This is a genomic window from Streptomyces sp. NPDC090088 (genome assembly GCF_044747345.1).
Lineage (GTDB): Bacteria > Actinomycetota > Actinomycetes > Streptomycetales > Streptomycetaceae > Streptomyces.
Window position 1 is genome coordinate 511867 of record NZ_JBIVDZ010000002.1, and the last position, 24345, is coordinate 536211.

General features: G+C 70.8%; 26 protein-coding genes. 13 read left to right on the top strand and 13 right to left on the bottom strand.

The features are described 5' to 3' along the window. Positions 1 to 99: 99 nt before the first annotated feature. Positions 100 to 1113 (top strand): tryptophan--tRNA ligase, encoded by a 1014-nt coding sequence (trpS, locus tag ACIPSJ_RS11030; protein WP_359215389.1) that lies wholly within the window; start codon positions 100 to 102, stop codon positions 1111 to 1113. Positions 1114 to 1321: 208 nt separating this feature from the next. Beyond that, a complete protein-coding gene (locus tag ACIPSJ_RS11035; RefSeq protein WP_401345146.1) occupies positions 1322 to 1900 on the top strand; it encodes a 2'-5' RNA ligase family protein in 579 nt (192 codons plus the stop codon). 58 nt (positions 1901 to 1958) lie between these two features. Here the strand turns inward: ACIPSJ_RS11035 and ACIPSJ_RS11040 are convergent, their stop codons facing one another. Together ACIPSJ_RS11040 and ACIPSJ_RS11045 are read right to left on the bottom strand one after the other, a co-directional pair. After that, the gene (locus tag ACIPSJ_RS11040) at positions 1959 to 2714 is read right to left on the bottom strand and encodes a decaprenylphospho-beta-D-erythro-pentofuranosid-2-ulose 2-reductase (RefSeq protein ID WP_401345148.1); all 756 of its coding nucleotides are present in this window, start codon (positions 2712 to 2714) and stop codon (positions 1959 to 1961) included. A 57-nt stretch (positions 2715 to 2771) separates the two neighbouring features. Continuing rightward, the gene (locus tag ACIPSJ_RS11045) at positions 2772 to 4139 is read right to left on the bottom strand and encodes an FAD-binding oxidoreductase (protein WP_359215398.1); all 1368 of its coding nucleotides are present in this window, start codon (positions 4137 to 4139) and stop codon (positions 2772 to 2774) included. Positions 4140 to 4289: 150 nt separating this feature from the next. On the opposite strand from ACIPSJ_RS11045, the gene ACIPSJ_RS11050 reads away from it, so the two are divergent. Genes ACIPSJ_RS11050 through ACIPSJ_RS11065 form a run of 4 tightly spaced genes read left to right on the top strand, consistent with a single transcriptional unit; the run spans position 4290 to position 7157 of the window. Then, on the top strand, positions 4290 to 4838 hold the full coding sequence (locus ACIPSJ_RS11050) for a phosphatase PAP2 family protein (protein WP_401345150.1): 549 nt from the start codon (positions 4290 to 4292) through the stop codon (positions 4836 to 4838). Continuing rightward, positions 4835 to 5842, top strand: coding sequence for a decaprenyl-phosphate phosphoribosyltransferase (locus ACIPSJ_RS11055; RefSeq protein WP_401345151.1), 1008 nt, complete (start codon positions 4835 to 4837; stop codon positions 5840 to 5842). The genes ACIPSJ_RS11050 and ACIPSJ_RS11055 overlap by 4 nt, the downstream gene beginning before the upstream one ends. Continuing rightward, the gene (locus ACIPSJ_RS11060) at positions 5839 to 6264 is read left to right on the top strand and encodes a GtrA family protein (protein ID WP_401345153.1); all 426 of its coding nucleotides are present in this window, start codon (positions 5839 to 5841) and stop codon (positions 6262 to 6264) included. Before ACIPSJ_RS11055 ends, ACIPSJ_RS11060 begins: the two co-directional genes overlap by 4 nt. Beyond that, positions 6252 to 7157 carry a YihY/virulence factor BrkB family protein gene (locus ACIPSJ_RS11065; RefSeq protein WP_359215404.1) on the top strand — a complete coding sequence of 302 codons (906 nt, stop codon included), beginning with the start codon at positions 6252 to 6254 and terminating at the stop codon, positions 7155 to 7157. Before ACIPSJ_RS11060 ends, ACIPSJ_RS11065 begins: the two co-directional genes overlap by 13 nt. Here the strand turns inward: ACIPSJ_RS11065 and ACIPSJ_RS11070 are convergent. Beyond that, positions 7105 to 8379, bottom strand: coding sequence for a D-alanyl-D-alanine carboxypeptidase (locus ACIPSJ_RS11070; RefSeq protein ID WP_359215407.1), 1275 nt, complete (start codon positions 8377 to 8379; stop codon positions 7105 to 7107). The two genes, ACIPSJ_RS11065 and ACIPSJ_RS11070, sit on opposite strands and share 53 nt — an antisense overlap. Before the next feature lie 91 nt (positions 8380 to 8470). Between ACIPSJ_RS11070 and ACIPSJ_RS11075 the strand changes: the two genes are divergently transcribed. The 4 genes from ACIPSJ_RS11075 to ACIPSJ_RS11090 all read left to right on the top strand — a co-directional run bounded on the left by ACIPSJ_RS11075 (position 8471) and on the right by ACIPSJ_RS11090 (position 12158). Continuing rightward, entirely contained in the window at positions 8471 to 8710 is a 240-nt protein-coding gene (locus tag ACIPSJ_RS11075) for an SCO4848 family membrane protein (RefSeq protein ID WP_359215410.1), read from the top strand. A 41-nt stretch (positions 8711 to 8751) separates the two neighbouring features. Further along, the gene (locus ACIPSJ_RS11080; protein ID WP_401345156.1) at positions 8752 to 10011 is read left to right on the top strand and encodes a metallophosphoesterase; all 1260 of its coding nucleotides are present in this window, start codon (positions 8752 to 8754) and stop codon (positions 10009 to 10011) included. Between the two features lie 159 nt (positions 10012 to 10170). After that, entirely contained in the window at positions 10171 to 11727 is a 1557-nt protein-coding gene (locus tag ACIPSJ_RS11085) for an ABC transporter substrate-binding protein (RefSeq protein WP_355727199.1), read from the top strand. A 29-nt stretch (positions 11728 to 11756) separates the two neighbouring features. Beyond that, on the top strand, positions 11757 to 12158 hold the full coding sequence (locus ACIPSJ_RS11090) for an ATP-binding protein (protein ID WP_401345158.1): 402 nt from the start codon (positions 11757 to 11759) through the stop codon (positions 12156 to 12158). 90 nt (positions 12159 to 12248) lie between these two features. Here ACIPSJ_RS11090 and ACIPSJ_RS11095 read toward each other — a convergent pair whose 3' ends face one another. Both ACIPSJ_RS11095 and ACIPSJ_RS11100 read right to left on the bottom strand, forming a co-directional pair. Beyond that, positions 12249 to 13682 (bottom strand): ATP-binding protein, encoded by a 1434-nt coding sequence (locus ACIPSJ_RS11095; protein ID WP_401345160.1) that lies wholly within the window; start codon positions 13680 to 13682, stop codon positions 12249 to 12251. Then, the gene (locus tag ACIPSJ_RS11100; protein ID WP_359217989.1) at positions 13679 to 14368 is read right to left on the bottom strand and encodes a response regulator transcription factor; all 690 of its coding nucleotides are present in this window, start codon (positions 14366 to 14368) and stop codon (positions 13679 to 13681) included. The genes ACIPSJ_RS11095 and ACIPSJ_RS11100 overlap by 4 nt, the downstream gene beginning before the upstream one ends. Positions 14369 to 14543: 175 nt before the next feature. Between ACIPSJ_RS11100 and ACIPSJ_RS11105 the strand changes: the two genes are divergently transcribed. Then, entirely contained in the window at positions 14544 to 16955 is a 2412-nt protein-coding gene (locus ACIPSJ_RS11105) for an MMPL family transporter (protein WP_401346210.1), read from the top strand. A 6-nt stretch (positions 16956 to 16961) separates the two neighbouring features. On the opposite strand, the gene ACIPSJ_RS11110 is transcribed toward ACIPSJ_RS11105, so the two are convergent. The 4 genes from ACIPSJ_RS11110 to ACIPSJ_RS11125 form a co-directional block, all read right to left on the bottom strand. Then, positions 16962 to 17699, bottom strand: a complete 738-nt coding sequence (locus ACIPSJ_RS11110; protein WP_359217991.1) for a TetR family transcriptional regulator — start codon at positions 17697 to 17699, stop codon at positions 16962 to 16964. Positions 17700 to 17708: 9 nt separating this feature from the next. After that, complete coding sequence (locus ACIPSJ_RS11115) at positions 17709 to 18203, bottom strand: thiol-disulfide oxidoreductase DCC family protein (protein ID WP_401345163.1); 495 nt, start codon at positions 18201 to 18203, stop codon at positions 17709 to 17711. Next, positions 18200 to 18607 (bottom strand): hypothetical protein, encoded by a 408-nt coding sequence (locus ACIPSJ_RS11120; RefSeq protein ID WP_359217995.1) that lies wholly within the window; start codon positions 18605 to 18607, stop codon positions 18200 to 18202. The genes ACIPSJ_RS11115 and ACIPSJ_RS11120 overlap by 4 nt, the downstream gene beginning before the upstream one ends. Before the next feature lie 94 nt (positions 18608 to 18701). Continuing rightward, a complete protein-coding gene (locus ACIPSJ_RS11125) occupies positions 18702 to 19112 on the bottom strand; it encodes a VOC family protein (RefSeq protein ID WP_359217997.1) in 411 nt (136 codons plus the stop codon). A 131-nt stretch (positions 19113 to 19243) separates the two neighbouring features. Between ACIPSJ_RS11125 and ACIPSJ_RS11130 the strand changes: the two genes are divergently transcribed. Beyond that, complete coding sequence (locus ACIPSJ_RS11130; RefSeq protein WP_401345166.1) at positions 19244 to 19684, top strand: hypothetical protein; 441 nt, start codon at positions 19244 to 19246, stop codon at positions 19682 to 19684. Positions 19685 to 19751: 67 nt separating this feature from the next. Then, positions 19752 to 20663 (top strand): hypothetical protein, encoded by a 912-nt coding sequence (locus ACIPSJ_RS11135; RefSeq protein WP_401345167.1) that lies wholly within the window; start codon positions 19752 to 19754, stop codon positions 20661 to 20663. 16 nt (positions 20664 to 20679) lie between these two features. On the opposite strand, the gene ACIPSJ_RS11140 is transcribed toward ACIPSJ_RS11135, so the two are convergent. The 4 genes from ACIPSJ_RS11140 to sdhA all read right to left on the bottom strand — a co-directional run bounded on the left by ACIPSJ_RS11140 (position 20680) and on the right by sdhA (position 24325). Further along, positions 20680 to 21069 carry a hypothetical protein gene (locus tag ACIPSJ_RS11140; RefSeq protein ID WP_401345169.1) on the bottom strand — a complete coding sequence of 130 codons (390 nt, stop codon included), beginning with the start codon at positions 21067 to 21069 and terminating at the stop codon, positions 20680 to 20682. Positions 21070 to 21096: 27 nt separating this feature from the next. Continuing rightward, entirely contained in the window at positions 21097 to 21639 is a 543-nt protein-coding gene (locus ACIPSJ_RS11145; protein WP_401345170.1) for a hypothetical protein, read from the bottom strand. 167 nt (positions 21640 to 21806) lie between these two features. Continuing rightward, the gene (locus ACIPSJ_RS11150; RefSeq protein WP_359218005.1) at positions 21807 to 22571 is read right to left on the bottom strand and encodes a succinate dehydrogenase iron-sulfur subunit; all 765 of its coding nucleotides are present in this window, start codon (positions 22569 to 22571) and stop codon (positions 21807 to 21809) included. After that, a complete protein-coding gene (sdhA, locus tag ACIPSJ_RS11155; protein ID WP_355728745.1) occupies positions 22571 to 24325 on the bottom strand; it encodes a succinate dehydrogenase flavoprotein subunit in 1755 nt (584 codons plus the stop codon). The genes ACIPSJ_RS11150 and sdhA overlap by 1 nt, the downstream gene beginning before the upstream one ends. Positions 24326 to 24345: the final 20 nt, after the last annotated feature.

The following is a 24345-nucleotide window of genomic DNA, read 5'->3' on the forward strand; positions in this document are numbered from 1 at the left end:
TGCGCGAACGGCCCCCACCGGCCCGCAGTCCCCCGCGCTCCGAAACCACCCCCCACCACAGGGCCGATCCCACCCTCACCCTCTGAGAGAATGGTGAGCATGGCCTCTGATCGACCCCGCGTGCTCTCCGGCATCCAGCCCACCGCCGGCTCGTTCCACCTGGGCAACTACCTCGGTGCCGTCCGCCAGTGGGTAGCCCTCCAGGAGTCCCACGACGCCTTCTACATGGTCGTCGACCTGCACGCGATCACGATCCCGCAGGACCCCGCCGACCTGCGTGCCAACACCCGCCTCGCCGCGGCCCAGCTGCTCGCCGCCGGCCTGGACCCGGACCGCTGCACCCTCTTCGTGCAGAGCCACGTCCCCGAGCACGCGCAGCTCGCCTGGGTCATGAACTGCCTCACCGGCTTCGGCGAGGCCAGCCGGATGACCCAGTTCAAGGACAAGTCGGCCAAGCAGGGCGCGGACCGCGCCTCCGTCGGCCTGTTCACGTACCCGGTCCTCCAGGTCGCCGACATCCTGCTCTACCAGGCCCACGAGGTCCCCGTCGGCGAGGACCAGCGCCAGCACATCGAGCTCACCCGTGACCTCGCCGAGCGCTTCAACGGCCGGTTCGGCGCCACCTTCACCATCCCCAAGCCGTACATCCTCAAGGAGACGGCGAAGATCTACGACCTCCAGGACCCGTCGATCAAGATGAGCAAGTCGGCGTCCACGCCGAAGGGCCTCATCAACCTCCTCGACGACCCGAAGGCCACGGCGAAGAAGGTCAAGAGCGCCGTCACCGACACCGACACGGTGATCCGCTACGACGCCGAGCACAAGCCGGGCGTCAGCAACCTCCTCACCATCTACTCCACCCTCACCGGCAAGTCGATCGCCGAGCTGGAGCAGGAGTACGAGGGCAAGATGTACGGCGCGCTCAAGACGGACCTCGCCGACGTCATGGTCGAGTTCGTGACCCCCTTCCGGGAGCGCACCCAGCAGTACCTGGACGATCCGGAGACGCTGGACTCGGTCCTGGCCAAGGGTGCGGAGAAGGCCCGTGCGGTGGCGGCGGAGACCCTCGCCCAGGCCTACGACCGGGTGGGCTTCCTGCCCGCCAAGCACTGAGCGGACCGCCGCGGGCGCCGACGGCGCCGGGCGGAGCGCCGGGGGCGCCCGGGGCGCTCCGGGGAGCGCACGGGAGCGCTGCACATCACTTCGGCCACGGCTGCCCGGAAGGCGGCCGTGGCCGTACAGTCGATAGCCGGACGGCGGGGTACGAACCCGACACCCGTCCGGCCATCACGACCGACCATCACGACCGACGGGAGACGACGTGGGGACCGTAACGATCGGCGTGTCGATCGCGGTCCCGGAGCCTCACGGCAGCCTGCTCCAGGAGCGGCGCGCGGGCTTCGGCGACGCCGCGGCCCACGCCATCCCCACCCACGTCACGCTGCTGCCGCCGACGGAGATCGCCGACGGGTCGCTGGCCGCCGTCGAGGCCCACCTGAGCGAGGTCGCCGCGGTCGGCAGGCCGTTCCCGATGCGGCTGTCCGGCACGGGTACGTTCCGTCCGCTGTCCCCGGTGGTCTACGTCCGGGTCGTCCAGGGCGCGGACGGCTGCGCCTGGCTCCAGCAGCGGATCCGGGACGCGTCGGGGCCGCTCGACCGGGAGCTGCAGTTCCCGTACCACCCGCATGTGACCGTCGCGCACGGGATCGACGAGGCGGCGATGGACCGGGCGTTCGCCGAGCTCGCGGACTTCGAGGCCGAGTGGCCGTGTACGGGGTTCGCGTTGTACGAGCAGGGGGCGGACGGGGTGTGGCGGAAGCTGCGTGACCATGCCTTCGGGAGCTCTGTGGTGCCGCCTCAGGTGGGGCATGTGGAGCGGGGGAGCATCGCCAGTCGGTAGCGTGCAGGCCGGTGCGCTGGTCGCGCAGTTCCTCCCCCAGCGCGCCTGAAGGGGCGCTTCAGATCGGCAGTCTCCGAAACAGGCCCCGCGGCACGTGCCGCAGCGCCGACATCACCACCCGCAGGGTGCCCGGTACCCACACCACCTCCGAGCGCCTGCGCAGGCCCAGCTCGATCGCTGTCGCCACCGCCTCCGGGGTCGTCGCGAGCGGAGCTTCCTCCAGGCCCCGCGTCATCTTCGACCGTACGAACCCCGGCCGTACGACCATCACGTGGACGCCCGTCCCGTGCAGCGCGTCGCCGAGGCCCTGGGCGAAGGCGTCGAGGCCGGCCTTGCTGGAGCCGTAGATGAAGTTGGAGCGCCTCGCCCGCTCCCCGGCCACCGAGGACAGCACCACCAGCGAGCCGTGGCCCTGTGCCTGCAGGGCCCGTGCGGCGACCAGGCCCGCCGAGACCGCGCCGGTGTAGTTGGTCTGCGCGACCCGCACCGCGTTCACCGGTTCGCGTTCGTCCGTCGCCTGGTTGCCGAGGACACCGAAGGCGAGCAGGACCATGTCGATGTCGCCGTTGGCGAAGACCTTGCCGAGGGCCGTCTCGTGGGACTCGGGGTCGAGGGCGTCGAAGGCGACGGTGTGGACGTCGGGGCCGAGGGCGCGCAGCCGCTCGGCGGTCCGGTCGAGCGCGGGGGAGGGGCGGCCGGCCAGCCAGACCGTGCGGGTGCGGCGGGCGATCAGCCGACGCGCGGTGGCCAGCGCGATCTCGGACGTACCGCCGAGGACGAGCAGCGACTGGGGCAATCCGAAGGCGTCCTTCACGGCGACTCCTGAGGGCTGGGGGCGGACTGGGGGAGGGCTGGGGGAGGACCGGGGGGGCTAGAGACCGAGACGGCGGGAGAGGTCGGAGACGAAGATGCCCCGGGGGTCCGACTCCGCGCGCAGGGCGCGGAATTCGGCGAGCCGCGGGTACATCGCGGCGAGCAGCTCGGGGCGCAGCCGGGAGTCCTTGGCGAGGTAGACCCGGCCGCCGGCGGCCGCGACCTCCTCGTCCAGTTCGTCGAGGAAGCCGGCGAGGCCGGGCAGCGCGGCCGGGATGTCCAGGGCGAGGGTCCAGCCGGGCACGGGGAAGGAGAGCCAGCCGGGGTCGGCGTCGCCGAAGCGTTTGAGGACGGCCAGGAAGGACGGGCAGCGGCGCTCGGCGATCCGGGCCACGATCCGGCGCAGGGCGTCCTCCTGGCCGTATCCGACGACGAACTGGTACTGGACGAAGCCGGCCCGGCCGTAGACGCGGTTCCAGTGCGGGACGCCGTCCAGGGGGTGGAAGAACGTGGCGACGCGCTGGAGCTGGCCGGTGCGGGCGCGGGGTGCCTTGCGGTACCAGAGTTCGTTGAAGAGGCCGACGGTGGTGCGGCCCAGGAGGCCCTCGGGGACGAACGCGGGGGCGGCCGGAAGCTGTCGGGGGCGGAAGGCGAGTGGTGCACGCCCGGCGCGCGTGTGCTTGCCGAGCGCCTCCCGGGGCGCGTGGTCGCCCCGGGTGAGCACCGCGCGACCGGTGGACGCCCCGCGGGCGAGCAGGTCGATCCAGGCGACCGAGTAGCGGTAGCGGTGGTCGGTGGCGGTGAGACGGGCCATCAGGTCGTCGAGGTCGGCGGCCCGTTCGGTGTCGACGGACAGGTACGACGTCTCGACGGGGAGGAGGCGGACGGTCGCCGTGAGGATCACTCCGGTCAGACCCATGCCGCCGGCCGTCGCGTCGAACAGCGGGGTGCCGCGGCTCACCGTACGGACCTGGCCGTCGGCGGTGAGGAGTTCGAAGGACAGCACGTGACGGGAGAACGATCCCGAGACATGGTGGTTCTTGCCGTGGATGTCGGCGCCGATCGCGCCGCCCACCGTCACCTGGCGGGTCCCCGGGGTCACCGGGACGAACCAGCCGAGCGGCAGCAGCACCTCCATGAGGCGGTGCAGCGAGACGCCCGCGTCGCAGAGCACGGTGCCGCCGTCGGCGTCGATGGCGTGGACGCGGTCCAGGCCCGTCATGTCGAGCACGACACCGCCGGCGTTCTGTGCCGCGTCCCCGTACGCCCGCCCCAGGCCCCGCGCGATCCCGCCGCGCGCCCCGCAGGTGCGGATCGCGTCCGCCGCCTCCTGGTAGGTCCGGGGGCGGATCAGGCGGGCGGCGGTGGGGGCGGTGCGGCCCCAGCCGGTGACGGGGACGGTGGGCCCTCCGGGCGTTCCAGGCATGGGAGCGACCGTATCGCTGCCGTATGGGTGTGATGAGTGCTATGGGTGATTGGTTACGGAAGATCACCTGACTCCCCGAAACGGGTGATTATCGGAATGTCGCTCAATATGGTCGTAGCTTCGGCGGGGTGAGGGTGAACAGTGAGTCCAATGGACGACATGGACCACCGGATCCTCTCCGCACTGCACGCCTGCGGTGCCGATCCACGCGTCGCGTCGGCCGCGCGCGGTCTCTCCCTCGCCGGTGAGCACGGCGCGCTCTGGCTCGCGGCGGGCCTCGCCGGGGCCGCCGTGGACGGCGCGCGGCGCGGCGCCTGGCTGCGCGGCACGGCGCTGGTCGCGGGCGCGCACCTGGCCAGCATGGGCGTCAAACGCATCGTGCGCCGTGCGCGCCCCGCGCATGTCCGGCCCCGGGTGCGTACCGCCGGCCGGCACTCCTTCCCCAGCTCGCACGCCACCTCCGCCACGGCCGCCGCCGTCGCCTTCGGGGCCCTCGGCGTGCCCGCCCTCGCACCCGTCGCGACCGCCATGTGCCTCTCCCGGCTCGTCGTCGGCGTGCACTACCCGACGGACGTGGCGGCGGGCGCGGCCCTGGGGGCGCTCACGGCGCGCGCCGGGGCGCGATGGATGCGCGCGGGAGTGGCGGGTGCCTCACGCGCCGCGCTGCCGGGTGTCCCGTACGTGGGGAGGCGGGTGTGACCGAGACCGCGCACGCGGCTGCGGAAGCCAGGGCCGACGGGACTGCTGAAACGAATCTTCACGGGCAGCGCAGCCACCCGGGCCGCTCGCCGCACGGACCGGTCCGGGTACCCGTCACCCCCGCCGGTCTCGTCAAGGGCCTGCTGCGGACCACCCGCCCCAAGCAGTGGGTCAAGAACACCCTCGTCATCGCCGCCCCGGCCGCCGCCGGCCAGCTCTTCTCCGTGCACGCCCTGGTCCGCCTCACCCTCACCTTCGTCCTCTTCACGGCCTGCGCCGCCGCCGTCTACCTGATCAACGACGCCCGGGACGCCGAGGCCGACCGCGCCCACCCCGTCAAATGCCACCGCCCGGTCGCCGCCGGCCAGGTCCCGGTCCCCGTCGCCTACACCGCCGGAGCCGTCCTGGCCGTCCTCGGCCCGCTGCTCGCCGCCCGGCTGACCCCGCCCCTCGTCCCGGCCCTCCTGATCGCCTACCTGGCCATGCAACTGGCCTACTGCGTCACGCTGAAGCACGTCCTCGTCGTCGACCTCGTCGTCGTCACCACCGGCTTCGTGATGCGGGCGGTGATCGGCGGGGTCGCCCTCGGCATCCCGCTGTCCCGCTGGTTCCTGATCACCACCGGCTTCGGCGCGCTCTTCATGGTCGCGGCCAAGCGCTACTCCGAGGCCGTGCAGATGGCCGGGAAAGCCGGTGCCACGCGCGCGCTGCTCACCGAGTACACCACCGGCTACCTGCGCTTCGTCTGGCAGCTCGCCGCCGGTGTCGCCGTCCTCGCCTACTGCCTGTGGGCCCTGGAGGGCCACCGCACCCCCGCCGCGGGCCTGCTGCCCTGGCGCCAGCTCTCCATGGTCGCGTTCATCCTGGCCGTCCTGCGCTACGCCGTCTTCGCCGACCGGGGCACCGCCGGCGAACCCGAGGACGTCGTGCTGCGCGACCGCGCCCTCGCCCTGATCGGACTGGCCTGGCTCGCGATGTACGGCCTCGCGGTGGCCCACTGGTGAGCACGGACCGGCGTGAGCTGGCCGGCTTCGCCGCCGTCGGCCTGCTCGCCTACGCCGTCGACCTCGCCCTCTTCAGCGCCCTGCGCGGCCCGGCCGCCCTCGGCCCGCTCACCGCCAAGTCGCTGTCCTTCGTGGCCGGCTGCACGGTCGCCTACCTCGGCAACGCGCGCGGCACCTACCGCCACACCCGCGCGACCGGGGTACGCCCCTACGCCGTCTTCGTCGCCGTGAACCTCGCCGGCGCCCTCGTCCAGCTGCTCTGCCTCGCCGTCAGCCACTACGGACTCGGCCTCACCTCGCAGCGTGCCGACACCGTCTCCGGCGCGGTCGTCGGCATGGCGCTCGCCACAGTTCTGCGCTTCTGGGGTACCCGTACATTGGTGTTCCGCGCGGAGGGCAGAGTCGGATCATGGACTGGCTGAGAAAACTCCCCGTCGTAGGCCCGCTCGTCGGCTGGCTGACGGCCACGCACGTGTGGCGGTCGTACGAGCGGCTCGACGAGGTGAAGTGGTCACGGCTGGCCGCCGCCATGACCTTCATCAGCTTCGTCTCGCTCTTCCCGCTGCTCACGGTGGGCGCCGCGATCGCCGCCGCCACGCTGAGCACGTCGCAGCAGGAGAACCTGCAGAAGAAGATCGCCGACCAGGTCCCCGGCATCTCCGACCGGCTGGACATCAACAACCTGGTCCAGAACGCCGGCACCGTCGGGCTCATCGCGGGCGCCGTCCTGCTGTTCACCGGCATCAACTGGGTCGGCCAGATGCGGGACTGCCTGCGCACGGTGTGGGAACTGCCCGACAGGGACCAGAACCCGATCCTCGCCAAGGTCAAGGACACCGTCATCCTGGTCGGCTTCGGCGGCGCGGTGCTGGTCACCCTCGCCGTCTCCACGATCGCCTCGGCGGCGGTCGGCTGGGCGGCCGGACAGCTCGGCATCCACCAGCACAGCTGGGGCAGCCTGCTGCTCCGCGTCGCCGCCTTCGTCGTCGCCGTGACCGCCGACTTCCTGCTCCTGCTCTACGTCCTCACCCTGCTGCCCGGAGTCGAACCGCCGCGCCGCCGGCTGCTGGTCGCGGCCCTGATCGGCGCGGTCGGCTTCGAACTCCTCAAGCTGCTGCTCAGCGGCTACATCCAGGGCATCGCCGGGAAGAGCATGTACGGCGCGTTCGGCGTCCCGGTGGCCCTGCTGCTGTGGATCAACTTCACCGCGAAACTCGTCCTGTTCTGCGCGGCCTGGACGGCGACGGAGAGCACCGGCCTGTTCAGGGACGAGTCCGACGGCGCACCAGATCCGGCAGCGGCCACCGGCGGTTGACCAGGAACGCGGCGGCCACCAGCAGCACCAGCGCCCCGCCCGTGATCGCCAGCGCGACCCCGACCCCGCTGGAGCCGTCGGCCGAGGCGGCGGCCACCGGCCGCGAACTCGCGCCGCCGTCCTTGCCCACCGGGGTCGCCGACGGCGTCACCCCCGGCTGGGCGCTGGAGCCCACGGCCCCCTTGGGCGGGACCAGTTCACCCACCGGGGTCACCTTGCCCAGCGCCTGGAAACCCCAGTCGAACAGCTTGGCGGTCTCCTTGTAGACCTCGTTGTGCTCCTTCTTCTCCGGGTTCATCACGGTGACCAGCAGCACCTTGCCGCCGCGCTCGGCGACCCCGGTGAAGGTGGCGCCCGCGTTGGTGGTGTTGCCGTTCTTCACCCCCGCGATGCCCGGGTAGACCGACACGTCGCTGTCCCCGCTCAGCAGGCGGTTGGTGTTCTGGATCTCGAAGGAGCCCCGCACCGACTTGCCCTTGGCGTTCTTCGTCGTGTCGCCCGGGAACGAGGCCCGCACCGTCGAGCAGTACTCCCGGAAGTCCTTCTTCTGCAGCCCGGACCGCGCGAACAGCGACAGGTCGTACGCCGACGACACCTGCCCGGCCGCGTCGTACCCGTCCGGACTCACCACATGCGTGTCCAGCGCCTGCAGCTCGTCCGCGTGGTCCTGCATGTCCTTGACGGTCTGCTCGACCCCGCCGTTCATCGCGGACAGCACATGCACGGCGTCGTTGCCCGAGCGGAGGAAGACCCCGAGCCACAGATCGCGGACCGTATACGTCTGGCCTTCCTTTATCCCGACCAGGCTGGAACCGGCGCCCATGCCCGCCAGGTCCGCCGGCACCACCTTGTGCGGGGTCGACTTCGGGAACCGGGGCAGCACGGTGTCCGCGAACAGCATCTTCAGGGTGCTCGCCGGGGGCAGCCGCCAGTGCGCGTTGTGCGCGGCGAGCACCTGGCCGGACTCGGGGTCGGAGACGATCCAGGACCGCGCGGTGATGTCCTTCGGCAGCACCGGCGCCCCGGCACCCAGGTCGACCTGGGTACCGGGCTGCCCCAGCCGGGTACCGCCGACCGTCGACATGGTCGCGGGCGGCGTGGCCGACGGACTCGTCGAGGGCGACGGCGCGGCGAGCGCGGCCGGAGCGGTGAGCGACAGGGACAACAGGGCGGCGGAGGCGACCAGCACAGACCGGCCGGCGTGAGGCTTCGGAGCGGACACGGACGAGAACGTACCCGGCACGGACCGCGAAGTCCCACCACCGACCCCACCCCGGGGACGGAACCGGACAGCGGACGGCGATACTGAACCCATGAAGCTCAGCCGTCCGGTCTCCTGGTTCCTGCTCGCGTTCGGGGTGTGGAGCTGGTTCATCTGGATCACTTTCGTCAAGAATCTCGTCAAGGACGGCAGCGGACTCGCCTTCGACGACGGCCGTCCCACGGCGTACTTCTGGATCCACCTGACGCTGGCCGTCGTTTCCTTCGTATTGGGGACGGTCATCGGGGTCATCGGGTTGCGCGGAGTTCGCGCACTGCGCCGTACGTCATAGCCGTAGGTCATAGCCGTAGGTCTGGAAAGAGGCACGTCAGGGTGATCATCGTCCTCGGGCTCCTCGCCCTGACCGTGGTGACAGGCCTCTACTGGTACCTGTGGCGCCGCCTGGTCCGCGACACGACGACAGGCCCCGGCCGGGCCCGCCGCTCGGGCACGGCCGTGTTCGTCGTCGGCCCGATCCTGATGTTCGCCGCCCTCTTCGCCGAGGTGGGCCACGCCCCCTTCCCCCTCCAGCGCACCCTCGCCTGGCCGGGCTTCCTGTGGATGGCCCTCTCCCTGTACCTGCTGCTGGCGGTGGTGGCCGGGGAGGTGGTGCGACCCCTGCTACGCCACGCACTGGAGCGCCCCGCCAGGGGCGCGGGGAACTGCGCGACCAGCCACGACGACGAGCAACCGTCCCCACCCACAGAAGCCCCCCTCAAGCAACTCACCCGCACCGAAACAAAAACCGAAACCCCCACCCCACCACCCCCCTCCCGCCGCCTCTTCGTCTCCCGAGTGGTCGGCGGCGCAGCCGCCACCGCGGCCACGGCCACCGTCGGCCTCGGAACCTACGGAGTCCTCCGCGGACCCCGCGTGAAACGCGTCACCGTCCCCCTCGCCAAACTCCCGCGCGCCGCCCACGGTTACCGCATCGCCGTCGTCAGCGACATCCACCTCGGCCCCATCCTCGGCAAGGGCTTCGCGCAGCAGGTCGTCGACACCATCAACGCCACCCGGCCCGACCTGATCGCGGTGGTCGGCGACCTCGTCGACGGCAGCGTGAAGAACCTCGGCCCGGCCGCCGCCCCCCTCGCCCAGCTGTCGGCCCGGCACGGCGCGTACTTCGTCACCGGCAACCACGAGTACTTCTCCGGCGCCGCCCAGTGGGTGGAGGAGGTGCGCCGGCTGGGCCTGCACCCCCTGGAGAACGCCCGCGCCGAACTCGCCCACTTCGACCTCGCCGGGGTCAACGACCTGGCCGGCGAGAGCACCGGCCAGGGCCCCGACTTCGACCGCGCGCTGGCCGACCGCGACCCGGCCCGCGCCTGCGTGCTCCTCGCCCACCAGCCCGTCCAGATCCACGAGGCCGTCCGCCACCACGTCGACCTCCAGCTCTCCGGTCACACCCACGGCGGCCAGCTCTGGCCCGGCAACCTCATCGCGGCCGCGGCCAACCCGACGGTCGCGGGACTGGACCGCTACGGCGACACCCAGCTGTACGTCTCCCGGGGCGCGGGCGCCTGGGGCCCGCCCACGCGGGTCTGGGCACCCTCGGACATCACCGTCATCGAGCTCGCGTCGAAGCAGGCCTGACCACCGGACGCCTGTGGAAAGCCTGTGAAATCCGGTCGAAACAAGCGCTCGGTAAGTTCTTCATCATCTAGTCAGATCACTCTTCCCCCACATCAAACACCTGTGGTTAGGTGAGCCGCGTCACTTAGGGGAGTGGCACTTGTGGGGAGGGCACCAACCATGCGATCTGTTCGCATGCGGATTCTCGTGACGCTTCTCGTGCTGGCGATCGTGGGGATCGGCGGCTGGCAGCTGCTGCCGTCGCAGGGGAACAAGAACAAGACGATCACCGTCGGTACGACCGACGCCGTCACCTCGCTCGACCCGGCAGGCGCCTACGACGCCGGTTCCTGGGCGCTGTTCAACAACGTCTTCCAGTCGCTGCTCGCCTTCGAGCCCGACGGGGTCCAGCCGGTCCCGGACGCGGCCGAGAGCTGCAAGTTCACGGACTCCGGCCTGCGGACGTACCGCTGCGAGCTGCGCGAGGGGATCACCTTCCCGAGCGGCCGGGAGATGACCGCGGAGGACGTCAAGTACTCCTTCGACCGGGTCAAGAAGATCAACTCCGATGTCGGCCCGGCGTCCCTGTTCTCGACGCTCTCCTCGGTGACCGCCGCCGGCCGGACCGTCACCTTCCACCTGTCCTCGCCGGACGCGACGTTCCCGTTCAAGGTGGCCACCGGCGCCGGTTCGATCGTCGACAAGGACAAGTACCCGGCGAACGGCCTGCGCACCGACAACGGGGTGGACGGCACCGGCCCGTACACCCTGACGTCGTACACGAGGAACAAGCAGGCGACCCTGCAGCCCAACGGGCACTACAAGGGCGAGCTCAGCGGTACCGGCCGCCCCGTCAAGCTGGACTACTACACCGACTCGGCCAAGCTCGCCGCCGCGTACAAGGCCAAGGACATCGACGTCGCCACCCGGACGCTGCCGCCGGCCATGGTGTCCAAGCTCAATCCCAGCGACCCCACCCAGCGCGTCACGGAGTCCGACAGCTCCGAGACCCGCAACCTGTACCTCAACACCCGCAAGAACTCCCCCCTGCACGACCCCCTCGTCCGCCGGGCGCTGGCCTGGCTGGTCAACCGCGAACAGCTGGCCCACACCGTGTACGACGGGACGGTCGAGCCGCTGTACTCGCTGATCCCGACCGGTCTCACCGGCCACACCACGTCCTTCTTCGACCAGTACCCGACGCAGAGCGTCGCCAAGGCGAGGGCGCTGCTGGAGCAGGCCGGCGTCAGCACGCCGGTCGAGTTCTCCTTCGGCTACGGCATCGGCCACGGCTCGGGTGCCGAGGAGGCCGCCGCGCTGAAGAAGCAGCTGGAGGCGGGCGGCCTGTTCAAGGTCGACGTCAAGGGGTACGAGTGGACCGACTTCCAGAAGTCGTGGGCCGAGGGCAAGATGGACGCCTGGGCCGTCGGCTGGGTCGCCGACTACCCCGACCCGGACACCTTCGGCGCCTCCCTGGTCGGCACCGACTCCGTGATGAGCACCGGCTACAGCAACAAGGCCGTCGACCACCTCATCCAGAACAGCCGTCAGTACGCCGACCGCAGCCGCGTCGACCAGGACTTCCGCACCATCCAGACGGACGTGGCCGACGACGTGCCGCTGATCCCGCTCTGGCAGCGCACGGACTACGTCCTCAGCAGCGAGGACATCGGCGGCAGCCAGTACCTCAACGACAGCACGGGCGTGTTCCGCCTGTGGAGTCTGAACTGGATCTGACGCCCCCGGCGGTGGTCCTCGGAGCAGACGTGCTGAGACGCAACTCCTTCCGGCTTCCCCGGCACCCGGCCTCCGTCGGCCTGGCCCGGCACCGGGTCCGGGACCACCTGGCCGACTGGGGCCACGGCCCCGACGACCCGGCCGTCGACGACGCCGTACTCCTGGTCTCGGAGCTGGCCACCAACGTCGTACGCCACGGCCCGCTCCTTGAGCGCGAGTTCGAGGTGGCGGTGACGGCGCTGGCGGACGGGTCATGCCTCATAGAGGTGTCGGACGAGGGCCGCGTCGAGCCCCACCTGAGGATCGTCCGAGAGGACGACGAGACGGGCCGGGGCCTGCACTTGGTGGAGACGATCGCGGCCGCCTGGGGAGTATGGAGCAGGGGATCCCACGGCAAGACGGTATGGGCGCTGGTCCTGGCCGACCCGTAGTGGAGCGCCCCGACAGGGGCGCGGGGCTGCATGGGATGTGCGGCTGCCGCCGCGTGGGCGCGACAAGCCCCCACCGGCCGTCAGCCGAATTCAGACCGATCGCAACGTAACCGTCACAGCCAACCCCTCCCCAGGCGCCGTCCGCACCCCCACCTCACCCCCGTGCGCCTCCACCACCCCCTGCACGATCGCCATCCCCAGCCCGCTCCCCTCCGCACTCCCCACCCGGAAGAACCGGTCGAAGATCCGCGCCGCGTCCTCCTCCGCCAGCCCCGGCCCCTCGTCGGCCACACACACCCGCACCACCCCGTCCGACCGCTCCACCCCCAGGGTCACCCCCGCCTCGGCCGGCGTATGCGTCCGCACGTTGGCCAGCAGATTCCCCAGCACCTGCCGCAGCCCGGACTCGTCGGCCCGCACCAGCACCGCACCCTCGGCCGCCACGACCACCGGCCGCCCCGGCTGCTGCGCCCGCAGGTCCTCCGCCGCGTCCCGCACCAGCCGGCTCACGTCCACGTTCCGGAACCGGATCTCGGGCCGCTGGTCGAGCCGCGCCAGCAGCAGCAGCTCGTCCACCAGCCGCCCCATCCGGTCCACCTCCCCGTGCATCCGGTCCCAGGCCCGCCGCCGCTCCCCGGGCTCGCGCAGCATCCCCTTCTCGTACAGCTGGAGATAGCCGCGGATGGCGGCGAGCGGCGTGCGCAGCTCGTGCGAGGCGTCGGCGACGAACCGGCGCAGCTGGGCCGCGCTGCGCTCGCGCGTCCGGTACGCCGTCTCCACCTGGTGCAGCATGGAGTTGAGGGCCAGCCGCAGCTGCTCGACCTCCTGCGTCGGATGCTGGCTGGACGGCACCCGCCGGGTGAGGTCGCCCTCGGCTATCGCCGACGACGTCTCCACCATGTCCTCCAGCGGCAGCAGCCGGCGCCGCACGCTGTACATGGTCAGACAGCACAGCAGCGCGAGCAGCAGCGTGCCCACGGCGAAGTCGAGCTTGAGCGCCTTGGCTATGCCCTTGTGGAGCAGCTCGGTCGAGGTGGCCAGCAGGATGTAGGGGCCGTCGGCGAGCCGGGTCGCGGTCACCCGGTAGGACGCGCCGTGCACCTCGACGTCGTGCGGGTCGGGCCCGGCGGCGAGGGCCCGCGGGTCGTGCACGGCGTCGGCGAGGGCCCGCTGGGCCTGCGTCGGCTTCATGTCGAAGACGGTGACCGGGTCGCCCTTGGTGTCGATGACGGTGAAGATCGAGTCCGGGGTCGGATCGGACTCGGCGGGGGTGATCCGTTCGCGGATCACGCCGAGCGCGCTCAGCGAGTCGACCTGCCGCAGCGTCAAGCCCGAACTCCCCAGCGAGGTCCGCATCTTGACCAGCTCGGAGTCCACCTGGTCGAGCAGGTACAGCCGCATGCCCATGATGCTCGCGGTGGTCGCCACGATGATGCCGATGGCGAGGAGACCGACGTTGGCCAGGGTCAGCCCGCCGCGCAGCGAATGGATCCCGTGCCGCTGCCGGCGCTTGGCGAGGCTCATGTCAGCCCGTATCCGACGCCCCGCCGGGTGGTGATCACCGGCGCCCCCAGGGTGTCCAGCTTGCGCCGCAGATAGCTGATGTAGGTCTCCACGACCGTCGACTCGGACGGCATGTGCTCGTACTGCCAGACATGCCTGAGCAGCTGCTCCTTGGGGACGATCCGGCCGCCGTTGCGCACCAGGAAGCGCAGCAGCGCGTACTCGGTCGGGGTCAGCTCGACCGTGCGGCCCGCGCGGTGCACGCAGTACGTCGTCTCGTCCAGCTCCAGGTCGCCGTAGCGCAGCGGCGGCCGCTGCTGGATGACGTCGGCCGGGCGGGTGCGGCGCAGCACCGCGCCGATCCGGGCGACGACCTCGTCGATGTTGAAGGGCTTGGTGATGTAGTCGTCGCCGTAGCCGAGCGCGCCGACTATCTCGGCGGGCGCGTCCCGCGCGGTGAGGAACACGAGCGCCAGGTCCGGCTGCCGGGCACGCAGTTCACGGGCGAGGGCGCGGCCGTCGCCGTCCGGCAGCATCACGTCGAGCAGGGCCGCGTCCGGCCGGGTGCGCTCGGCCAGCGCGAGGGCGTCCCGGACCGTGCCGGCCGTCATCACCTCGAACCGGTGGTAGCGCAGGGCGATGGCGAGGACGTCCGCGATGCTCGGCTCGTCCTCCACGATCAGCACGGTGCTGCCTGGAGCCGTCATGCCCCCAGTATCGGCTCCGCCACCGACAGCCGGGGGCGCGCAGCTTTGGAGTTCCTTGAGAGTCATGCGCGCCCCGTGTCCCGGCGCGCGGCCCGCTGCCGATCCTGTTGCCCAGGACCTGGGGGACCGACCGACCGAAGTGATCTACGACAAGGAGCTGTTGAGCGTGACGGCATTGGCACGGTGGTGCTATCGGCACCGGCTGGTGGTCCTGTTGCTGTGGGTGGGGGCACTCGTCGGCGTGGGCTTCTCGGCCTCCTCGGCGGGCACGAACTACGCGAACGTGTTCTCCCTCCCCGACACGGACTCCAAGACGGCGTACGACCTGATGGAGAAGGCCTTCCCGAACACCTCCGGTGACACGGACACCGTGGTGTGGAAGGCCGACAGCGGCTCGGTGACGGACCAGGCGGTCAAGAGCCGCGTCCAGCCGGCCCTCGACAAGATCGCGAAGCTGCCCGGCGTAGGCGCGGTCACCAGCCCCTACGCCGGCGACCGGGGCGCGGCGCAGATCAGCAAGGACGGCAGGATCGCCTACGCCCAGCTGACCTTCACCAAGCGGGCGAACGAGATCCCGAAGGAACAGGTCCAGAAGGTCCTGGACACCGCGCAGGCCGCCGAACGCGACGGCCTCCAGGTGGAGCTGGGCGGCCAGGCCATCCAGCGCGTCCAGGAGCCGCCGCAGGGCCTGTCCGAGATGGTCGGCATCATCGCCGCCGCCGTCGTGCTGTTCCTGGCCTTCGGCTCGTTCTTCGCGATGACCCTGCCCATCGCGATCGCCGTCTTCGGCGTCGGCATGGGCCTGTTCTCCACCCAGCTGCTCAGCCACGTCACCGACATCCCCGACATCGCGCCGCTGCTCGCCTCCCTGATCGGCCTCGGGGTCGGCATCGACTACGCCCTGTTCATCGTCACCCGGCACCGGCGCGGCATCCTGCGCGGCATGGACCCGGAGGAGTCGGCGGTCACCGCCCTCAACACCTCGGGCCGGGCGGTGCTGTTCGCGGGCGGCACGGTCTGCATCGCGCTGGCCGGCATGCTGGTCACGCGGCTGGCCTTCCTCCAGGGCGTGGTCATCGGCACGTCCCTGACGGTCGTGCTGAGCGTCCTCGCGGCCACCACCCTGCTGCCCGCGCTGCTCGGCTTCCTCGGCCCGCGCGTCCTCAGCCGCCGCCAGCGCCGCCGGCTGGCCGCCGAGGGCCCGGAGCCGGAGAAGGCGAGCGGGCTCGCGGCCCGCTGGTCGGCGAACGTGCAGAAGCGCCCGCGCCGGATCGCCGCGCTCGCCGTGGTCGTCATGGCCGTCCTCGCGATCCCGGTCCTCTCGCTCCGCCTCGGCGCCACCGACCAGGGCAACGACGACGCGTCCACCACCACCAGGAAGGCCTACGACCTGCTCGCCGAGGGCTTCGGCCCCGGCTTCAACGGCCCCCTCCAGGTGGTCAGCGTCGGCGGCGACACCGCGAAGCTGGTCCAGGGCCTGGAGTCGACCCCGGGGATCGCCCAGGTCGCCCAACTGCCGCCGTCCCAGGGGGTCACGGTCATCCAGGTGGTCCCGACCACCTCGCCCCAGTCGAAGGAGACCGACGACCTCATCGACACCCTGCGCGACCAGGTGATCCCGAAGGCGGGCGCCGATGCCCACGTGGGCGGTGTGACGGCGGTGTCGAAGGACTTCGCCTCGGTCACCGGCGACCGGCTCCCGCTCTTCATCGCGACGATCATCACCCTGGGCTTCCTGCTCCTGCTGATCGCCTTCCGCTCCCTGGTGGTCCCGCTGACGGCGGCCCTGATGAACCTGATCGCGGCGGCGGCCTCCTTCGGCGTCCTCGTCGCGGTCTTCCAGTGGGGCTGGGGCCTGGACCTGCTGGGACTCGGCAAGGAGGGCCCGATCAACGCGTTCCTCCCGGTCATCATGCTCTCCCTGCTCTTCGGCCTCTCGATGGACTACCAGGTGTTCCTGGTGAGCCGGATGCACGAGGAGTGGGTGCACACCAAGGACAACGCGCGGGCGGTCCGGGTCGGCCTCGCGGAGACCAGCCGGGTCATCAACTCCGCCGCCCTGATCATGGTCTGCGTCTTCCTGGCCTTCGTCCTCAGCGGCGACTCGGGCGCGGCGACGGCGGGTGTGGGCCTGGCGGCGGCGGTCGCCCTGGACGCCTTCATCCTCCGTACGGCCCTGGTCCCGGCGGCGATGCACCTGCTGGGCAACTCGAACTGGTGGCTGCCGGCCTGGCTGGACAAGCGGCTCCCGCACCTGGCCGTGGAGCCCCAGGAGACGGCCCCGGAGCCGGCCGAGCCGACCGGCCCGGCCACCGCGATCCACGGCTTCGTCCGGACCCCGGACGGCGACCCGGTGGAGGACGCCTCGGTCACCCTGATGTCCAAGGGCGGCCGTCAGCTGGACCGGGTGACCTCCCTCGCGGACGGCTCGTACATCGTGTCGGTCCCGTCCCCGGGCGCCTATCTGCTCGCGGTGTCCTCGGAGTCGTACGGCTCGAAGGCCCGGCAGGTGACGGTGACGGAGGGGCCGCTGGTGTACGACGTCGAGCTGGCGGAGGGGGAGGTGGACGCGGTCAACCGGCCCTGAGGGGGGTCACCGAAGCTCCCTGCCCACCGGATCCGGCAGCACCCGGGTCATCCCCGGCAGGAAGTCCGTGAACAGCTCGTGCACCTCGAGGACGAGCGGTCGTAGCACCCGGAACCGCGCGAGGGAGACGCCTCGCGCGGTCAGCCGGGCCCCCCGCTCGGCCAGCCGGTAGCTGCGCTCCCGCCCCTCGGTCCGGTCGAAGATCCAGTACAGCACCAGCCCCATCTGCGAGAGCCACATCAACTCCGGCAGCACATCGCGCAGTTCAGGAGCCACCTTGGTCCTCGCCCCCGCCAGCACCTCCCGGTGCACGCTGATCGCCTCCTCGCGCGCGTGCTCGCTCTCCGGGGAGAACGGGCTGAGCGGGCTGTCCGGGTCGGCGGCGTTCTTGAAGAAGTGGACCGCGAACTCGTGGTACGGCCGCGCGATGTCCAGCCACACCTTCAGCACGCCCGAGAGCCGCGCCTCCAGGTCGGTCTCCCGGTCCAGGACCTCCCGGACCGCCACCCGGTGCTCGGCGGCGAGCTGGTCGTAGAAGCCCTGGATCAGGTGTTCCTTGCCGGCGAAGTAGTAGTACGCGTTGCCCACGGAGACCCCGGCCTCCGTGGCGATGGCCCGCATCGTGGTCTTCTCGTAGCCGCGCTCCCGGAACAGCCGCATCGCGGTCTCCAGGATCAGCGCGCGGGTCTGCTCGGACTTGCTCTGGGCAGCGGCCTCGACGGGACCGTCGTTCTTCGCGGACACGGACAGAGCCTAACGAGTGGCGCAGACGGCGCCGGCACAGCCCGGAGGGTCGTAGATCCACCCGATGCCGGGTTCGTACACCCACCCGTCCTCCCGCCGGAAGACCTTCCCGTTCCCCAGCCCGCCCCGCCACCAGGCGGCGGCCAGCACCGCGCCCCGGGCCAGCCGCGCCCCCGCCGGCGTGCTCAGCCGGTGGGCGAGCGGCCGCTGTTCCCGCAGCGCCCACAGGACGACGATCCAGGCGGCGGTGTCCCGGTAGACCTGCCCGCCGTCCCCGACGACCGTGACCTCGTCGAGGGTGGCCGAGTGGTCGAGCCCGGGGAACCGGGCCCGGGCCTCGTCCGACCCGGCGGGGACGAGGGTGAGCGGCACCAGCTGCGGCTGGCGCCCGAGCCAGTCGCGCAGGTGGGTGCAGAGGGAGCACTCGGCGTCGTAGAGCACGGTGAGCCCGCGGACCGGGACGCGCGCGGCGCCCCGGTCGTCGGTGGCGGTCACGGTGCTCACGCCCCGGCCGCCGGCGCGGTCCAGCCCTGCGGCGGGACCGGCGGGAGCTGTTCCTTCTCCATGATCCCGCGGCGCCGGATCCGGTTCAGCACGTACACGTTGCCGAGGTGCATCACACCGAGCACGAGCAGCACGACCCCGATCTTCGAGGACAGCGCCTCGAAGATGCCGCGGGTGTCCTCGATCGTGTCGCTGGTGTGCAGGTAGAGCGCGACGAAGCCGAGGTTGACGAGGTAGAAGCCGACCACCAGGAGGTGGTTGACGGCGTCGGCGAGCTTCTCGTTCCCTTGCAGGACGTCGGAGAGGAAGATCCGCCCGTTGTGGCTGAGGGTGCGGGCCACCCAGATGGTGAGCCCGATGCTGACGAGCAGGTAGATGACGTAGGCGATGACGGTACGGTCCATGCCCCACCCCTTCTTGAACGCGTTCAAAACGCTGACGGGGATGACTGTAGACCTGCTTTTGAACGTGTTCAACTCGGTTGCGGAGTGACCCTGTTCACGCCCGCCGGCCGAGCTCCGGCCGCTTGATGTAGTCGGTGAACCCGAGGACGTTCCCCCAGGGGTCGGCGACCTCGACGGTCCACCCCGTGGCCACCGAGAACGGCTCGTCCAGCACCGCGATCCCGGCGTCCTTGAGCCTGCGCGCCGCGACCCGCGCGTCCGGCACCTCCAGCCACACCCGCGGCGCGGCCCACACCGCCGGCCGGTGCCCCAGCCCCTCCTCGACCCGCAGCAGGATGCCGGGCGTCTCGCCCCCGACCCTCAGCAACGCGATCCCGCCCTCGTCGAACCGGAACCCGACCGCGAACCCGGCCCGCTCGTAGAAGGCGACGGCGGCCGTGAGATCCCCGACGGGGATCAGCACATTGTCGAAACCGAGCAGTTCGTACGACTCGTCATCTGACATGCGATCAGATTAGGAGCGAAGATGACAGTTGCCGGGCGGGCTGACCGTCGGGTCACTCAATGGGCCGAGACACGGTCCGCCCCGTCGGTACGCTGTGCCCTCGTCGGTGCCGCGCGAGCGAGGGGGCGGGGATGGCTCCGGGAGCAGAGGCCTTCTGCGGCGAGGTACGGGCGGCGTTCGCCGGGGTCGCCGAGCGGCTGGGCCTGGACGGACCGGGCGAGACCGACCCGGACCGCCATCTGGCCGTCGCCACCTACATCGGCCCCGCGGTCACCTACAAGATCGTCCTCGGCCTCTGGCAGGGCGACGTCGAGATCCACGCCTGCCGCCGCACCGCCCTGACCGAGTGCAAGGTCGGCGTCGAGGGCCTCGCCCTCGCGGCAGGCTTCATATCCCGCCGCGGCGAGGTCTCCTTCGGCGCCCGCACCCTCCGCCAACTCCGCAGATCCCTCACGGGCCAGGTCCGCTACGTCGAACTGGTCCACCCCCTGCTCTCCGGCGACCCCGACTCGGCCCTCGCCCTCATGCGCGCGGCAGGCGCCCGCGAGTGGCAGAGGCCTGCCGCGAGCTGACCCCGGCCCCGCCCTCATACTGAACACCGCTCAGAACTGTGGTGGTGTACGGGGAGGACGGGGCGCCGTGCGACGAGTGCTGTCGGTGCACTTCGCGCCGTGCGCCCTGTTCGTCGCCGGGGTGCTCGCCCTGATACGCGCGGGCAGCTTCTCGGGGCACAGCGACTGGGGCGCCGTGCGCCCGGCCGATCCCACGGCCGCGCTGGCCCTCCTCACGACCATCACCGCCACCGCCGCACTGCTCGGCCTGCTGCTGCAGCCGTTCCAGGTGCGTGCGATACGCGCCCTGGAGGGGTACTGGGACCGGTGGACGCCGACCGCCCACCTCGCGGAGGTGCTCATCCGTCTGCAGCGCAGGCGTTGGCGGGCGCTGCACAGCCGGGCCCATGCGGACGGCACACAGGGCGGGCCCGCGACGCAGCGGGTGAGCGGGGACGCCCAGCGGCGTCTTGCCGCCCAGCCGCCGGCCGAGGTGTTGTTGCCCACGGCGCTCGGAAACGCCCTGCGCGCGGGTGAGCTGAGCGCCGGTGAACGCTACGGCCTGAGCACGCTCTCCTCCTGGCCCCGGATCTATCCCCAGGTGTCCGACCGTCTCGCGGCGGCGCTCCGCTCCACCCGCGATGCCCTCGACACGTCGGTCAACCTGTGCTGGTGCTTCCTGGCGCTCACTCTGGTCGGCGCGGTGGCGCTGATCGACGAGTGGTCCGTGTGCTGGTGGTCCGGCACCGGTCTCGTGTTGGCCGCGGTGGCCTACAAGGGAGCGGTGACCACGGCTCAGTCGTACGCCGGGCTGATGCGCGTCACCTACGACCTGCACCGTTTCGACCTGCTGGCCGCGCTCCACCATCCGCTGCCAGCGGACCGCGACGCCGAGGACGACACCTTCTACCGGCTCTCCGAGTTCCTCGCCGGAACGCGGGTGACGGATCTGCCGTACGACCACGGCGCGGACGACGGAGGCGGCGCCGCACCGCTCTAGGGCAGGGGACCGCCGGTCATGCGGAAGGCAGCCACAGGTCTTTCAGTTTCGAGTCGTCCTTCGAGTCCTCCTTCAGCTTCCGCAGCAGGACTACCCAGTCGTCCACGTCCGTGGCCTCTTTGCAGTGGCTCAACAGCCATGACGGGTATGCGCTGAAGCGGCAGAGCCTCCGGGAGCCGTCCTTGTACGGGACTACGTTGTGCTCCCTGTCGTACTTCCCCGGGTCCAGGTACTTGAGGAGGTCAGTGGGGTCGCCGGCCACCGCTGCGGCGTAGGCCTTTTGGACCGTGGGCGGGCGCACCCCCGGAACGGAGAGTCCGACCGCTTGCCACGGCAGCCTGACGCGACACCCCGGGCAGGGCTCGCCCACGATCGGATGGCCGGGGAGTACCGCTTCTTCCAGCATGTTTCCTCCGGGTCGGACGGGAAGGGGTCAGTACTTCTTCCAGAAGGCGGCCCAGGCGCCGTCCGCCAGCGCGCAGACGAGGACGACGACAGCGGCCGTCCAACGCCATGCTGCCTGTCTGCCGCAATCGGGCGGCGCGAGCGAGGCGGCGATACCCAGGCCGAGGAGAACGGTGCCGAGGTCGTAGACCGCCACGGCGTGACGGTTCTCGTTCCGCCAGCGCGTCTGGGCAAGTCCGTACAGCTCGTCGATGTAGTCGTCGGGCGGCGGACCGCTTTCCAGGTCGGCGTAGTCGTCGGCCAGATCCTGGCGCGAGTACAGGTAAACACGCGCGTTGTAGGCGAGCTGCATGCTGAAGATGAGCGTCAGCGCGGTGACCACCAGCAGCAGGAGTGTCGGGCCCGGCCAGCGGAACGCGTCGTCCGCGCCGCCCACCACGCCGGCGAGGGAGAGCGCGGCGGCCGTGAGAAGAGGAGCCGCCACGAAGTGGGCTTCCTTCGTCGCGGCTCCGATGCCCAGTGGCGGGGGTTCCAGGGCGCCGCCCTGGCCGTCCGACGGCCCTTCAGCCATGTAGTCCCCCATCCAGCCCGCCCAGACGCCGTGTTGGCAGTGTGCGGGCGGAATTTTTCCTTCAGAAGTGGGTGGGACATGCCAAAACAGGCCGTTGTGCGACGGGTATGCCAAAGGCCCCGCTCCTCGGGGGAAACGGGGCCTTTGTCGCCGTAGTGGAACGGAGGTCAGAAGCGGCGGGTGATCAGTGCCCGCTTGACTTCCTGGATGGCCTTGGTGACCTCGATGCCGCGGGGGCAGGCGTCGGTGCAGTTGAAGGTGGTGCGGCAGCGCCAGACGCCGTCGCGGTCGTTGAGGATTTCGAGGCGCTGCTCGCCGGCCTCGTCACGCGAGTCGAAGATGAAGCGGTGTGCGTTGACGATGGCGGCCGGGCCGAAGTACTGGCCGTCGTTCCAGAAGACCGGGCACGAGGAGGTGCAGGCGGCGCAGAGGATGCACTTCGTGGTGTCGTCGAAGCGCTCGCGGTCCTCGGCGGTCTGGAGACGCTCGCGCGTGGGCTCGTTCGTGTCCTTCGTGATGAGGAAGGGCATGACGTCCCGGTACGCCTGGAAGAACGGCTCCATGTCGACGACCAGGTCCTTGAGGACCGTCAGGCCCTTGATGGGCTCGACCGTGATCGGCTTCTCGGGGTTGATGTCCTTGATCAGCGTCTTGCACGCGAGGCGGTTCTTGCCGTTGATGCGCATCGCGTCCGAGCCGCAGATGCCGTGCGCGCAGGACCGGCGGAAGGTCAGCGTGCCGTCGACGTCCCACTTGATCTTGTGGAGGCCGTCGAGGACACGCTCCTTCGGGTCGATCTCCAGCTGGAAGTCTTCCCAGACCGCGTCCGCCGAGACCTCCGGGTTGAACCGGCGGACCCGGAAGGTGACGGTGATCAGGTGGTCCGAGGCCGCGGCCTCCGCCTCCACCTTGTCCAGAACGGGGGTTGCCATCAGTACTTACGCTCCATCGGCTGGTAGCGGGTCTGGACGACCGGCTTGTAATCGAGACGGATGGACTCGGTGCCGTCGTCGCCCACCTCGCGGTACGCCATGGTGTGGCGCATGAAGTTGACGTCGTCGCGGTTGGGGTAGTCCTCGCGGTAGTGACCGCCGCGGGACTCCTTGCGGGCGAGGGCGGAGACCGCCATGACCTCGGCGAGGTCCAGGAGGTTGCCGAGCTCGATCGCTTCCAGGAGGTCGGTGTTGAACCGCTTGCCCTTGTCCTGGATCGAGACGTTCTTGTAGCGCTCGCGCAGCTCCGCGATCTTCTCGACCGCCGTCTTGATCGTCTGCTCGGTGCGGAACACCATGACGTTGGCGTCCATGGTCTCCTGCAGCTCCTTGCGGATCGTGGCGACCCGCTCGTTGCCCGTGGAGGTGCGCAGCTGCTCGATCTGGGAGACCACGAACTCGGCCGGGTTCTCCGGGATGTCGACGTAGTCCACGGTGTGCGCGTACTCGGCGGCCGCGATGCCCGCCCGGCGGCCGAACACGTTGATGTCGAGCAGCGAGTTGGTGCCCAGGCGGTTGGCGCCGTGGACGGAGACGCAGGCGACCTCGCCGGCCGCGTACAGGCCCGGGACGACGGTGGTGTTGTCGATGAGGACCTCACCCTCGACGTTCGTCGGGATGCCGCCCATCGCGTAGTGCGCGGTGGGCTGGATCGGGATCGGGTCCGTGTACGGCTCGATACCGAGGTAGGTGCGCGCGAACTCCGTGATGTCGGGCAGCTTCGCGTCCAGCTGCTCCGGCGGGAGGTGGGTGAGGTCGAGGTAGACGTGGTCGCCCTCGGGACCGCAGCCGCGGCCCTCACGGATCTCCGTGTAGATGGAGCGGGAGACGACGTCACGGGACGCGAGGTCCTTCATGACCGGCGCGTACTTCTCCATGAAGCGCTCGCCGTCCTTGTTGCGGAGGATGCCGCCCTCACCGCGGGCGCCCTCCGTCAGCAGGATGCCCATGCGCCAGATGCCGGTCGGGTGGAACTGGAAGAACTCCATGTCCTCCAGCGGCAGACCACGGCGGTAGACCGCGGCCTGGCCGTCGCCCGTCAGGGTGTGCGCGTTCGACGTCACCTTGAAGAACTTGCCGGTGCCGCCGGAGGCGTAGATGACGGCCTTCGCCTGGAAGACGTGGATCTCGCCGGTGGCCAGCTCGTAGGCGACGACGCCCGAGGACTTCTTGACGCCGTCCTCTTCGGTGATCAGCTGGTCCAGGACGTAGAACTCGTTGAAGAACTCCACGCCCTCCTTGACGCAGTTCTGGTACAGCGTCTGGAGGATCATGTGGCCGGTGCGGTCCGCGGCGTAGCAGGACCGGCGGACCGGGGCCTCGCCGTGGTTGCGGGAGTGGCCGCCGAACCGGCGCTGGTCGATGGTGCCGTTGGGCGTCCGGTTGAACGGCAGGCCCATCTTCTCCAGGTCGAGAACGGCGTCGATGGCCTCCTTCGCCAGGATCTCGGCGGCGTCCTGGTCGACCAGGTAGTCACCGCCCTTGACCGTGTCGAAGGTGTGCCACTCCCAGTTGTCCTCCTCCACGTTGGCGAGCGCGGCGGCCATACCGCCCTGCGCGGCGCCCGTGTGGGACCGGGTGGGGTAGAGCTTCGTCAGAACCGCGGTGCGGCTGCGCTTCGTCGACTCGATGGCCGCGCGCATGCCCGCGCCGCCGGCGCCGACGATGACGGTGTCGTACTTGTGGATCTTCATGTCGTTAGTACCTCAGCCCC